Genomic DNA, 13,821 nt, shown 5'->3' on the forward strand with positions numbered 1-13,821 from the left:
GGTTATCCTATTACACAGGTTATCGCACAAAAAACAGTCTTGATTATCGAGACATTCCAGAAGATCCCGATGTCGCACTAGACGACAAGCTTTGAAACCAGATCCAGAAGGGGTCCCAGAACACAATCAGACCGATCACCGCTGCTGCCAGCGACGAGATCAGTACCGCACCTGCGGCAGCATCCTTTGCTTTTTTGGCAAGCGGATGAAGATCGGGAGAGAACAAATTTACGGTAGCTTCGACAGCGGTATTCATCAATTCGGTACCTAGCACTAGCGCGATCGCCAGAATCAACAGAATCCAATCAACCTCACTGACATCAAAAAACCATCCGGCAGCAACAATAACAAGAGTTGCCAGCACATGAATGCGGAAATTGCGCTCCGTACGGAATGTAGCAACAACCCCTTCATAAGCTGTATAAAATACGTCTCTCCACGATCGTTTCATCAGCGCGTCAATCCAATCTGCCGCAGCACCTGCTCCTGCTTGCCCATCATTTCTGCTTCGCTCTCCTCATCCTGATGATCATAGCCAAGCAGATGCAAAAATCCATGCACAAACAGGAAACCAAGCTCACGATCCACAGAATGACCATAATCTTCACTTTGCGCAATCGCCTTCGGTACGGAAATGATAATATCGCCCAGCATCACGCCCGGCAATTCCTCCGCTTCAGGTCCTTCCTGATCGCCATAATGAATCTCCGGCTCATCGTCTAGCGACTCATTCATTGCAAAAGACAGTACATCGGTCGGACGGTCAATATTGCGGTATTCACGATTCAGCTCATGAATCGCTTCATTATCCACAAAGGTCAGCGCTACTTCGCCTTCTGTTACGCCTTCCTGTTGTCCTGCCGCCTGCAAAATTTGTTCCAATACGCCAATCAGCTCAGCGGTAATCTCATATTCAGTTTGCTCATTTTCCCACGCGAGCTGTAAACTCATGCTTTGTTCTCCTTTGACTCCGGCTTTTTAATATCTTCCGGATATTCGATCCGTGAATGGAAAATCCCCATCACCGCTTCTTTCAGTGTTTGAGCGACTACATCCAGCTCCTTCATCGTCAGATCACAGTCGTTAAACTGATGATCGTCCAAGCGACCTTTGATGATCTTTTCAATCATCGTCTCTACCTGTTCAACGGTAGGCTGCTTGAGTGAACGCACCGCCGCCTCGACGCTGTCAGCGATACCGACTACAGCAGCTTCCTTCGTCTGAGCTTTCGGACCCGGATAGCGGAAATCTTCTTCCGTAAAGTCAGGCTCTACCCCTTGCTCCTCCGCCTGCTTCAGCGCCTTGTGGTAAAAGAAATGCAGGAATGTGCTGCCATGATGCTGCTCCGCAATATCACGAATCGGCTTGGGCAGTTTGTATTCCTTTTGCATCTCTACACCATCACGCGCATGAGCAATAATAATCGACTTGCTCAGCTTCGGATCAATGCTGTCATGCGGATTTTCCATATGGTTTTGATTTTCAATAAAATAGCTTGGACGTTTCGTCTTCCCGATATCATGATAATACGAACCGACCCTGCACAGCAATCCATTCGCACCGATTGCTTCCGCAGCAGCTTCAGACAGATTGCCGACCATGACGCTATGGTGATACGTACCCGGCGTCTCAATCAGCAGCTTACGCAGCAATGGATGATTCGGATTGGACAATTCGATCAGTTTGAGTGCCGACAAGATGCCAAATGTCGTTTCAAAAAACGGCATCAGACCGAGCACCAGCACCGTACTCAGCAGACCACCTACAAAGGCAAAGCCCAGCGCGTACAGCACCGTCATGCGCGTCCATTCGCTATCATTGAGCAGCACCAGCGTCAGCACCGAAAAGGCGCCGAACAAGCAGGTCATAATACCTGCCTTCAAAATAGTAGAGCGCTGACTTGCCCGATGAATGGAATGAATCGCTGCTAGCGATACAACAAGCGTAAACAGTCCAAACTGATAATCGAACATGTCGCCTTGACGCATATTAAGAATCACACTAACAATAACGCTCAGCACCACCGAGCAAATATAAGCAAGATGCAAATCCAGCAGCAGCGTAATCAGCATCGCGCCCAGCGCTGCTGGTACGAGATAGCCGAAATACGGCGAGTTGCCCGTTTGCAAAATACGCACGAGATGGAACGTAACGATACAGATCGCAAAAATCAAGATCAGCATCAATAGCTGCGAATTATTGTAGTAATTCCCCCGCTGCGCGGACTGACGGAAAAATACATAAATGCCCAGCGTCAGCAAAAAGGCAAACATAAACAGACCGAGCTGTGGCCAGTAATTGACCTCATTTTTAAGTAAATTGTTCTCATCTAGCAAAGTGTACATTTCCTGGGTAATAATCTGACCCGCAGGTACGATCACTTCCCCTTGCTGCACATACACGACCGGCGTATTCTCGCGTGCTTCCACCTTCGCCGCCTTAGTCGCTTCTTCATCGTAAAACTTATTCGCTGTCAGTACGCCACGAATCAGCTCTTGTGCCACCTCACGAGCGGTGCGACTTTCCAATGAGCTTGTATTGACCATTTCAGCGACCCGCGCGCGTGCAGATTGAGCATCTGTAATCTGATCGCTCATGAGCCGTGTGACAATCGTTGTCGCCACTTGACTCATCTGCTGCACATCATCCGTAGATAGACGTGGGATTTTCAAAAAGGTCTCTTCGGGAATGCTATACGTTTGATTGGAAATAGTACTCTGCATCTCATCCAGCAGCTGTGATGAATAATTGCCAGAATCCCGATGATTGCGCACAAAGTTGGCAACCGAATTGCGAATGCGGTCAGGAATTTCTTGGCTGTAAATCTGCGCCTTGTCCGCACTCGAAATCTGATCGTCCTGATTTAGCGATTCGATCCGCTCCAGCATCTGAGCAATTACATTCTCTCGGTGCATGGATATGATCGTATAGACCGACTCCACTCGCTCAGCTGCGGTTTCCTGCGCCTGCAATGTCGCTTTGTTGTTCGGAATCTGCATCGGCGCGACGATATCCTTTTCGGTCACCGCGCCGACACGCAGATCAAAGCGCTGCGGCAGCAGATTGGGCGCCAGACTGACATAAAACAGTACGAGCAGCAGCGCAAACAAAATATAGCGCGATAGTCGATCGGTTTTCCAGCCGGCGAGTCTGGAATAGAATGTTTTGCTTTGGGACGGTTCCTTGGAAGTCATACATACAGTCCTCTCACTTCTGAATATTCAAAATGTGCGGATGCTGCTTATCCACTGACCATCTGCTATTCCAGATTCTCCGATGCTTTATCATAAGCAACGATAATTTTTTGTACCAGTGAATGCCGCACTACGTCCTGCTCGGCAAATGTAACAAAGCCAATCTCTCCGATGCCATCCAGCACCAGACGTGCTTCCACCAGACCGGATTTTTTGCCGCGTGGCAGGTCGATCTGGGTAACATCGCCGGTGATGACCATCTTAGAGCCAAAGCCGAGCCGAGTGAGGAACATTTTCATCTGTTCCGGTGTCGTGTTCTGTGCTTCATCAAGAATAATGAAAGAATCGTCCAGTGTCCGTCCGCGCATATAAGCAAGCGGGGCAATCTCAATCAGACCGCGTTCCAGCGCCTTCGCCGTCTGCTCCTGACCCATAACATCGTACAGCGCGTCATAGAGCGGACGCAGATAAGGATCTACCTTTTCCTGCAAATCACCCGGCAAAAAGCCTAGACTTTCGCCCGCTTCCACCGCTGGTCGGGTCAGCACGATGCGCTTCACCTTACCTTCCTTCAAGGCAGCGACAGCAAGCACGACCGCGAGATACGTTTTACCTGTACCTGCCGGACCGATACCGAACACGATGTCACGCTTCTGAATCGTGCTCACATAGTGCTTTTGCCCAATCGTTTTGACTCGGATCGGTTTGCCGCGGAAGGTCTGGGTGATTTCTCCTTTATATAAGTCGAGCAATTGATCCGCTCGCATGTCTTTGGCAAGCTCAATGGCATATAAAATATCCCGCTCGGTCAACACATAGCCTTTGCGAACCAGTTCAAGCAGTACTTCAAACAATTGCTGTACCTGATCCACGACCGGAACGGAGCCCTGAATAACAATCTCGGCTTCACGGCTGCCGATTTTAGCTTCTGTCTCGCGTTCGATAATCTTCAGAAACTGGTCCTGAGGACCGAACAAGGACAGTCCTTCTTCTGCATTTTGCAGGGGAATTCTGATGCTTTGCGTTTGCTCTGACAAATAGCCTCAATCTCCTCAATAATAAATTATAGTGTCCATACCTTCTCATAAACTTTACCATTCTATCGGGAGTCATGCAAAATTTTTTGGAGGGGTACGATGCTATTATTCACCCTCCTTGGTCCTTTTGAAGCAGCCCTGCTGACTCTACCGCAGTGTTGATGGAAAAACAAGCCGATCCCTCATGGAATCGGCCTGTTGCTATATGATAGTGCGACCTGTCTTCTATTCGATCCTATCAGCTTCTGCAATCAGACTGGATACTACCTAACGATCATCCATACATGGCGACTTTTAAGATGGCTTGCGCTGATTGCTCGTGCGTCCCCAGCCCTGTGCCTGACGTGAACGCGGCGGACTCAGGATCTCCGCCCATAGCACGCCCTGTGTTGCTTGATCGGCGTCCAGCTTCAATCCGTCTGCCGATGTATGGCGTGCAGCAGGACGGCGTGAGGATGAGTCCGATGTGCGCTGTGTACTGCGCGGCTGATCGACCAGATCTCGTGTCCGCTCACCAAGCACATTGTTTAATTGATCCAGACGCTGCTGCATCTCTTTGCGATAGTCATCCGCACTGCGACCAATATCGCGGCGATCGTCGTATTCTGAACGTGAGCCTTCACGATTGTTGCCGGAAGTACCTGCGGACAATTCGCCTTCGCTATTGCGCGAGTAAGCTGGACGTTCTGTAGATGTACCTTCATCCAGACTACCGTGTGGCTGCTCCATATCATAGCGACGCTGAGCCTCCTGATACCGCCGCTGCGCTTCTTCCTCGCTCTCCTGCTCAGGAGCATTCCACGGAAGCGGCTGCGATGGTCGATGATTGTCACCCTGACGATTCATCGGTCCACCGCCAAAAGTCGGCATACCCGGATTACCGCGACGATTTTTATTTTTACCAGAGCGGCTGCTAATCGCTGTGAAAATAGCGAAAGCGATAATGACCACGATATACAGATTACTTAACAGAAATTCGATCATGCGCTACACATCCTTATTTCAGCGGCTGTTGATCACTGCCACCCTGATTCGGATCATTCGCTTTGCCCAACGAGCCTCTCATTTGGGTATCGGCTTCGATATTTTTCAGATTCATATAATCCATGACACCCATCTGTCCATTACGCAGCGCTTCGGCCATCGCCAGCGGTACATCGGATTCGGACTCGACCACGCGCGCTCTCATTTCCACCACGCGTGCCTTCATCTCCTGCTCCTGTGCAACTGCCATTGCGCGACGTTCCTCGGCTTTTGCCTGCGCAATGCGCTTGTCAGCTTCCGCCTGTTCGGTTTGCAGCATCGCACCGATGTTTTTACCTACATCCACGTCCGCAATATCAATGGACAGGATTTCAAAGGCTGTACCGGAGTCTAGACCTTTTTGCAAAACAGTACGGGAGATCAGGTCTGGGTTTTCCAGTACTTGCTTGTGCGAGTCACTGGAACCGACCGTTGTAACGATACCTTCACCGACACGGGCAATAATCGTTTCTTCCCCCGCACCACCGACGAGACGATCAATATTCGCACGCACGGTCACACGTGCTTTAACACGAACTTCAATACCGTCTTTGGCAACGGCAGCGACTACTGGTGTTTCGATCACTTTCGGGTTAACGCTCATTTGCACAGCTTGCAGAACGTCACGACCCGCAAGGTCAATCGCAGCAGCACGTTCAAATTCCAGCGGAATATTCGCGCGTTGTGCGGCGATCAGAGCATTGACGACGCGGTCAACGTTACCACCTGCTAGATAGTGACTTTCCAATTGATTCAAATTCAGACCCAAACCGGCTTTGTGCGCCTTGATCTGCGGATTCACGATACGAGACGGAACAACACGACGCAGACGCATGGCTACCAAAGTAATAATGCCCACACGCACACCGGACGCTACCGCGGAAATCCATAGCGCCAGTGGGAAGAAACTGAAAAAGACACTCAATACGATAATAGCAACGACAATGATAAAAATAGCACTTACGATAGGTGAAGCCATAGTATTCATCACGCTCCAATAGATTAGATTGGGTCAAACGACCGGCGTTGGGGCTGTCATTGACCGTGATAGTTATGTAAGAATAGCAACCGGCATCCAAGGCAGCAATATCGTATGCCTCAATTGTGCAGATTGGCTATCCCCGGTACGTTAACAGCTGAAAAGAATGCGCCGGATGGTGCGACGGGTGTTTTGCAATACACCTTTACTGCAAGTGATGATAATAATGTATCATCCTTGTGCAGATTCATCAGGGTCTGCATGAGCGGCTTGCTTTAACTCGGAATATTCGTCTACAATGATGCGGCTGCCGTCAATACGGACAATTTTCACGTGACGATCGCGTTCGATATAACCGCCCTGAGTCACTACATCGATATGACGACCCTCAATCAGCACCGTACCAGACGGACGCAGCGGTGTTAAACTTGTACCTTCCAGACCGATCAGCTGCTCACGTTGCAGATTCGCCATATAACTCTCATCCGAAGTCAATTGCTCACTCAGAATAAAACGGTTCCAAACACCGCGCTTACGGAAAATGTAAGCGACGATACCGACAACAATCGCTGCCGCTACAAAAGCGATCCCCAGTGACAACAGTGCATTGGATGTATCTCTTGCAGCTTGTATAACCGCGTAGATCAAGCTTCCCGCCCCCAAGATTCCAAGTATGCCAAAGCTCGGTATAAAAAACTCCAGAACTAGTAACAGCAAACCTGCGGCGAACAATATCCATGTCAGCGAACCGGAATAACCGGCAAGCTGTCCGCCGTAGAAAAACAATCCAAAGGCAATCACGCCAACTGCCCCCGGTGCAATCACGCCCGGCACGAGAATTTCAATCGCGATGCCTGCAATTCCCACGAACAATAGCAAGGTTTGAACAACCGGATGGGTCAAAAATGCAGCAATACTAGAGCCGACTCCATATTGCGCTGCCTGTGCGGTATCTGCTGCGGCGTGAACCGGCAGCGCAGCAACCAGCAAACCTGTAATCAGCGTGAGCATGGCGATTCCTAACCATAATGATGGACGACGGTAACCTTTACCGCCATCGGTTTGCATAATCATAAGATCTTGCCCCCTTCTTTTCAGCTGTAGATTCTGAACAAGGCTGGACATACCGTTTACGGCCATTCCCGTCAAAACGACCGGACAAACGGCAGAAACTGCTTATACTTATTATACGCATAACAGGCTGTGACGTTTCACAAAAATGTAATAATCTTCATATTAGGTGTCAAATAGGCATAAAAGGTATAGAAAAAAGCACCTTCTTTAACAAGTAAAGAAGGTGCTTTTGAATTTGTTTATTGCAGAAGCTGCTGAACCGCTTGGTTCACAACTTTTCCGTCTGCGCGACCTTTGACCTTAGGCATCAAGGCGCTCATTACTTTCCCCATATCGGCTTTTGAAGAAGCACCGGTCTCCAGGATGGTCTGCTGTACAATGACTTTAATTTCTTCTTCAGAAAGCTGGGTAGGAAGGTATTCTGAAACAATCTCAATTTCCGCTCTAAGGTTGGTTGTCAGGTCGTCACGACCTGCTTTCTCAAATTCTTGGAGGGCATCTTTGCGCTGTTTGATCTCACGGCTAAGAATATCAAGCACTTCATCGTCGTTCAAATCACGCTTCAAATCAATTTCTTGATTTTTAATCGTTGAACGGACCATGCGGATCGTGGACAATTTGAACTTGTCCTTGTCCCTCATCGCCTGCTTCATATCCTCGTTCAATCGTTCGCTAAGACTCATGACGGATAAATCCTCCTAAAACTTTCTTTTGCGCGCAGCCTCAGATTTTTTCTTACGCTTTACGCTCGGCTTTTCATAATGTTTGCGTTTTTTCACCTCAGCCAGAACGCCATCTTTAGCGATGGAGCGTTTGAAGCGACGAAGTGCTGCATCAATTGTTTCGTTTTTGCGAACTTTCGTTTCAGACACCAGTTTTCCCTCCCTCCGACCAGACCGTCCGGAAAAATAACACGGCTTATCAACTTTCATTATAGGTGAGAACTAATTGCAGTGTCAACATCAACACAGCTTTTTCCAGCATTTTTTTATGAGAAATAGAATCAAGCTGTCATTTCGGATTAAAAATGGATAATATTAGTTGGAATAATAACTACTTATCCACAGTTGAAAGATATTCAACTGTATGATGCGAGTACGTAGGATACTTAAATTAGTACTGTTAATATAGAAAAGACTTCATCCCAAGGGAGTGAATTCTTTTTCTGTACATACAAATGATGCGAACAGACATTATACGAATAAGATGCACCAATAATATGAAGCGTACTGCTGGTCAAGCATTACGCATGCGAATCGGAATTGCCTGTAAGTGCGCCGAGCTTGCCGCCGCCGAGTAGGTGATAATGCACATGCTGAACCGCTTGTCCGCTATCTGGACCGCAATTGTTGATCAGGCGGTAGCCGGATTGATCGACGTTCAGTTCTTTTGCCAGTTGAATCGCAACGCCGTGAATCTCAGCAATCAGTGGCAATTGCTCAGTTGTCACTTCGTTCATCGAATCAATATGCGTTTTCGGAATGATCAGTACATGCACAGGCGCTGCCGGGGCGATATCGTGAAAAGCGAGAATGCGGTCGTCTTCATACACTTTGTTGCCGGGAATCGTACCAGCGGCGATTTTGCAAAACAGACAATCTTCTTTAAACATGGGAACTTCCCCTTTCATGGTTGAATATAGTAGATGATGTGAATGGATCAGATATTGCTGCATGGTTGAACGTATATTACATCGTTTCCATTACGACACGCGAGCCTTTGCCTGCCTGCTCTGCGGGTACGACCACCAGCTTGCGCGGCAGTCGCATACGCAGTTCTGGCACGTGGCTGATGATGCCGACAGACAGACGATCGGTGTGCAATTTTTCCAGCGACGTAACGACTGTATCCAGAAGTTCGGGATCAAGTGTGCCGAATCCTTCATCAAGGAAAAAGAACTGTAGCGGATATTGTCCGCGCAATTGAATTTGTGCTGACAATGCCAACGCGAGCGATAGCGAGGTCAGGAAGGTTTCACCGCCGGACAACGTTGAGACTGGACGGCGAATTCCACCATTGCCATTATCGCAAATGACAAAGCCCCCGCCAGAATCAACTTCTAGGGAATAGCGCTGACGAGTCAGGAAACGTAGTCGCTCCGAAGCTGCCAGACTAACCTGCATGAGTTGTTCCTCAGCGATATATTCGACAAATGCATTACCGCGCATGCTTCCTTGTAATTTGGATAAATGATTGGATTCCACTGCCAACTTGGTCCGTTGACGTTCCAGCTCCAGCCAGCGCACATGACGCTGTTCCAAATCTTCAAAGTCACGCGTGGCGCGTGCACGATATTCCAGTGCTGCTTCGTCCGCCTGACGCGCGTCCTGCCATTCCTGTTGCAGCTGCTGCCACTGTTCTTCGGATACGGTTTGACCGTCCAGCTTGGATTCCAGCTCACGCAAATGAACACTTAGCTCACGTTGCTGTTCACGATGACTGTCGATTCGCTGACGTGCGGCTTGCATCTGCTGCTCATCCATACGTGCTGCTGCCACTTGCTGCTCATTATCAAAGCGAGACTCTTGTAACGCCTGCTGCCAGCGCTGGGCAGCCTGCTCTGACTGAGCGGATAGCGATTGCGCCGACTGCACAGCAAGCGCATGATTTTGCCCTGCTTGCTGTTGAAGCAGCTGAGCATTGCGCAGCTGCTCTGCCCATTGCGTTGCTTCATGGCGATACCGATTCAGTTCATTATTCGCTTCAGTGATGAGCTGTTCAGCAGATTGTTCTCCAATCCACTGCTGCAACAGGTTTTGTTTATCCTGCAAGTGCCGCTGATCACTTTCGTAACGAGTACGTTCCTGAATCTGTTGGCGTTCGAGTGCGTTGATCTGCTGCTCCCCTTCGCGAATCGCTTTGTTCCGTTCCTCGATGTAGGGCGCACTCTTTTCCAACCGTCCGCGAATATGGTCTGCCTGCTCATCCTTACGTGCTAGATCAGCAAACCGTTCTCTTGCCTGCTGTTCAGTCAGCTCTGGATGATGTTCTTGCCAATCATTCAACAATTGCTGAAGCTGCTGCTGAGCGGCTTCTAGTCGGGTGCTGGATTGTTCCAGCAGACGCTGGGCACTTTGGCGTTCCGCCTGTACTGCTGTACGACGCTGGGACCACTCCCGCTGCTGCTGACGCCAGTTGCGCAATTGTTGGCGCAACTGCTGAAGCTGCTGCTCCAGTTCGCTATGTTGCGGTGCAAACTGATTCAGCCAATCGGTAGCAGCTGTCTGGATACGATCAAAATCAAGTTGATCTTTCATTTGGAACAACGTATGAGACTCCACAGATTCAGCGTTAGATGAATTTTCTTTTACACGTTGATCTAGTTCGGCTAATGCTGGTTGTTCTTGCGTAGATGTTACAACTGGATAAGATTGGTCTGACGCAGCTGCACCATCGCTATGCAGCCATTCCCAATCGGTCCGTATATTGCTCAATTCAAACGTACGACTGCGGATGTTCTCGCTATACTGGCGGACAGATTGCTGCAGCTGTTCAATGACTTGCAGTGGATCATGCTGCTCGTCCGCTTGCGCTTGCTCTGTATCCTGTTGCAAAATCGCAGGGTGTGGATGATGAACCGATCCGCATACTGCGCATGGCTCTCCATCCTGCAATTGCGCTGCCAGCACCGCAGCTAAACGATGAGTCTCGGCTTCTCTAGAAGCGGCATGATAGGACTGCTCCCACTGTTGTAGCTGCTCCTGAAATTGCAGCAATCGTTGCTCCTGACGCTGCTGTTCCGTTTGCAGAGATGTCGCTTGCTGGAATAGCTGCTGCTCTGCACTACCAAAATGAATATGTTCCTGTTCCAGCTGTTCCCATGTTGCATCATATCGTGAGGTTGCAGACAGTTGGGTTTGCTGTTCTTGTTCTAATTCACTGACACGGGTACGCGCAGTATCCAGTGTATTCAAGCGCTGCTGAGCTTCCTGCAATTCGCGTCGATCCTGACTGCGCACTTCGGAGGCTCGGAGCTGTGTATTCAGTTCGTCACGCAATACTTGTGCTTTATCAAGTAGGGCTTGCTCACGCTGAGATTGCTGCTGTGCATCGTTCAGCTGTGCAGCAATCTGCTCCAATTGCTGATGCAGTTGCAGCTGTGCCTGCTCCAAGTCGTGGCATTCCTGCTGCAACGTAAGGGCTTGCTGAAGCTGATCCAGACGCGAACGAAGCCGTGGCTCCTGCTGATTCAGCTGCTGACGTGCCTGCTGCTCCTGCTCGGTCGCATGATAGGCAGCTTGCTCCGCCTGTTTCCATTGCTGATGCAATTCGTCGACCCGCTGCTGCTCCTGCTGGGATTGCTGGTGGATTTGTTTCCAGCCGTCAAGCAGTGGCAACAGCGTCTGAGCAGACAATGCTGCTTCCAGCTGTTGCTCAAGCGAACCAATTTCGTCCTCATGCCCAGACAGTTGCTCCAAGCGCTGTTGCAGCAATGACTTCTCATTGATCAGCTCACGAACTTTGCCCAGCTTTTCCAGTCGAGTCGTTACTTCCTGCAAGCGTTGACGCAATTGCTCCGCTTCCTGTGCTGCCTGCTGTAAACGTTCCTTAGCAGCTTTGACAGCTTCGGCAGACGCGTCGCCGAGACCGGTTTGCTCCGCAGCGAGCCGATCCAGACGATTGTCGGTATCTTTGACGCGCTGGCTGAGCTTTTGCATCAGTCGGTCGCCGTACTTTTCCAGATGGAACAATCGCTGTAGCATCTGACGACGATCGCTGCCTTTTAAGGATAAAAACTCAGCAAATTTACCCTGCGGTAATACTACGGCACGAGTGAAATCGTCCATTTTTAGACCGATATACTCCTCGACGCAGCGCGTAACATCGCCCAGTTTGTCAGCAATGACGCGATCTCCGTCTGCTAGACATTCGATAAAACGGCTCATGCTATTGCTTACGGTATGCTCACCAGTCCGCTTGAAGCGCCGTTCTACCCGATATTGATGGGTACCAACATCCGACAGCAGCTCAAAGGAAAAGGATACAAAGACCGCATCCTCAGAATGATTCAAAATGCCCTGCGTTCCGTTCTGTGCACGTTCCACCTTGCCGTATAGTGCCAGTGTGATCGCATCCAGTACGGTCGATTTACCACTTCCAGTCGGTCCAAAGATACCAAATAACCCTGTTTCGCAGAGGGCGGTAAAGTCGATCTCCTGCTGTTCGCGGTAACTTTGCAGACCCGACAGCTTTAATACGATAGGCTTCATGACTGCACTCCCTTACCTGTCTCCGTTGACGCTGGTTCTAGTTGTTCCTCGCCATCAATCAGCTCCAAGAAAATCTCTACCATTCGGTCATCCGGCACAGCGCCGCCTGTCTGACGCTCGTAAAATTTGCGGAACAATTCGTGTACCGGCAATTGTGCGCGTTCACTGAATTGTTCTTCGGCTTCCGTTTGCGGATAGATCGGGCGAATATTCACGATACCACTGTACGCCTTGCGCAAATTCTGAATATCGCCCATCGATAATGCTTCTTGCAACGATATTTCGAGATCGATAAAAGCGTTAGGATCGCGTCCTTCGTCTAGCCATTGATACACCTCAGCAAGACCGCCTTTGGCTTTCCAGCGTACTAGTGGACGTCCACTGGTGAGGAATAATTCTTGCATTTGTGGTACACCGCCGGGTACGATATCCAGCATGGTAACCGATTTGGCTTGCCCAGCTTCGGAAAAGCTATACGCCAGCGGAGAGCCGCTGTAGCGAATCATGCCTTCGCCTTTGACTGCCTGCGCTCGGTGCAAATGACCGAGTGCTGTATATTGAGCTCCGGTATACAGTGCCGATGGATCAACAGTGTAGGCGCCGCCGACCTGAATCGGACGCTCGGAATCTGTTTCGACGCCACCAAGTACGTATACATGGCTCATCGCCAGATTAACGGTATCCGCACGAAAGCCGGATGCCAATTGCTTCATCAGGCGACCAACACGTTCACTGTAGGCACGCCGGATATTATTCTCATCATGATCATCAATTAGCAGCTCATTCAGCCGTGATTCTGACGGATAGGACAGCGGTGCAATGACCGCTGTTTCGCCAGTACGCGGGATATGAATTTCCAATCCGGCAGGTGATGGCACACCAAGCAAATGAATGCCTCTACCCCGCACCAGCGGAGCGGCGGATGAAATACGTTCCGGTTGATCATGGTTACCCGCAATGATAACCATCGGTCGTCCATTCTGTGTCAGACGTGCGGTTGCTTCGTAAAATAGCTGTTCTGCCATCGCTGGCGGATTGACGGAATCGTACACATCGCCCGCCATCAAGATCAGATCGGCTTGCTGCTCATCTGCCAGTGTCACCAGCTCATCAACAAAAGCGATCTGCTCCTCCATCCGGCTTCTGCCTTCCAGCGTTTTGCCAAAATGCCAGTCTGCGGTATGTAAAATACGCACAGAACTCCTCCTTTATCATGCAGGGTATGCCATGAAGCGGCATACCCTTTATTGGTTTATATCCAAACCGTTGTGTATAGCGAAAAAATCTACACGTATGCTGACATA

12 protein-coding genes are annotated in these 13,821 nt (G+C 49.7%); all 12 read right to left on the reverse strand.

Annotated features, from left to right (window positions below; all coding sequences use genetic code 11):
* Positions 1–43: 43 nt before the first annotated feature.
* The 12 genes from ABXR35_RS12275 to ABXR35_RS12330 all read right to left on the reverse strand — a co-directional run bounded on the left by ABXR35_RS12275 (position 44) and on the right by ABXR35_RS12330 (position 13,713).
* Positions 44–451, reverse strand: a complete 408-nt coding sequence (locus ABXR35_RS12275) for a diacylglycerol kinase family protein (protein ID WP_367060179.1) — start codon at positions 449–451, stop codon at positions 44–46.
* Complete coding sequence (ybeY, locus tag ABXR35_RS12280) at positions 451–951, reverse strand: rRNA maturation RNase YbeY (protein ID WP_367060182.1); 501 nt, start codon at positions 949–951, stop codon at positions 451–453. The genes ABXR35_RS12275 and ybeY overlap by 1 nt, the downstream gene beginning before the upstream one ends.
* Positions 948–3,194, reverse strand: a complete 2,247-nt coding sequence (locus tag ABXR35_RS12285) for an HD family phosphohydrolase (protein ID WP_367060185.1) — start codon at positions 3,192–3,194, stop codon at positions 948–950. Before ABXR35_RS12285 ends, ybeY begins: the two co-directional genes overlap by 4 nt.
* 65 nt (positions 3,195–3,259) lie before the next feature.
* The gene (locus tag ABXR35_RS12290; RefSeq protein WP_367060188.1) at positions 3,260–4,231 is read right to left on the reverse strand and encodes a PhoH family protein; all 972 of its coding nucleotides are present in this window, start codon (positions 4,229–4,231) and stop codon (positions 3,260–3,262) included.
* A 294-nt stretch (positions 4,232–4,525) separates the two neighbouring features.
* Positions 4,526–5,215 (reverse strand): hypothetical protein, encoded by a 690-nt coding sequence (locus ABXR35_RS12295; RefSeq protein ID WP_367060191.1) that lies wholly within the window; start codon positions 5,213–5,215, stop codon positions 4,526–4,528.
* A gap of 13 nt (positions 5,216–5,228) precedes the next feature.
* The gene (gene floA / locus ABXR35_RS12300; RefSeq protein WP_367060194.1) at positions 5,229–6,233 is read right to left on the reverse strand and encodes a flotillin-like protein FloA; all 1,005 of its coding nucleotides are present in this window, start codon (positions 6,231–6,233) and stop codon (positions 5,229–5,231) included.
* 231 nt (positions 6,234–6,464) lie between these two features.
* The gene (locus tag ABXR35_RS12305; RefSeq protein ID WP_367060197.1) at positions 6,465–7,307 is read right to left on the reverse strand and encodes an NfeD family protein; all 843 of its coding nucleotides are present in this window, start codon (positions 7,305–7,307) and stop codon (positions 6,465–6,467) included.
* Between the two features lie 239 nt (positions 7,308–7,546).
* Complete coding sequence (locus tag ABXR35_RS12310) at positions 7,547–7,990, reverse strand: GatB/YqeY domain-containing protein (RefSeq protein ID WP_367060200.1); 444 nt, start codon at positions 7,988–7,990, stop codon at positions 7,547–7,549.
* Positions 7,991–8,005: 15 nt separating this feature from the next.
* On the reverse strand, positions 8,006–8,179 hold the full coding sequence (rpsU, locus tag ABXR35_RS12315; protein ID WP_005547957.1) for a 30S ribosomal protein S21: 174 nt from the start codon (positions 8,177–8,179) through the stop codon (positions 8,006–8,008).
* 371 nt (positions 8,180–8,550) lie between these two features.
* Complete coding sequence (locus ABXR35_RS12320; RefSeq protein WP_367060227.1) at positions 8,551–8,919, reverse strand: histidine triad nucleotide-binding protein; 369 nt, start codon at positions 8,917–8,919, stop codon at positions 8,551–8,553.
* A gap of 76 nt (positions 8,920–8,995) precedes the next feature.
* On the reverse strand, positions 8,996–12,517 hold the full coding sequence (locus tag ABXR35_RS12325) for an AAA family ATPase (protein ID WP_367060230.1): 3,522 nt from the start codon (positions 12,515–12,517) through the stop codon (positions 8,996–8,998).
* Positions 12,514–13,713: an exonuclease SbcCD subunit D gene (locus tag ABXR35_RS12330; RefSeq protein WP_367060233.1), complete on the reverse strand. Its 1,200-nt coding sequence runs from the start codon at positions 13,711–13,713 to the stop codon at positions 12,514–12,516. Before ABXR35_RS12330 ends, ABXR35_RS12325 begins: the two co-directional genes overlap by 4 nt.
* Between the last annotated feature and the right edge of the window lie 108 nt (positions 13,714–13,821).

It is taken from the genome of Paenibacillus sp. JQZ6Y-1 (assembly GCF_040719145.1).
In the GTDB taxonomy this organism is placed as follows: Bacteria; Bacillota; Bacilli; order Paenibacillales; family Paenibacillaceae; genus Saccharibacillus; species Saccharibacillus kandeliae.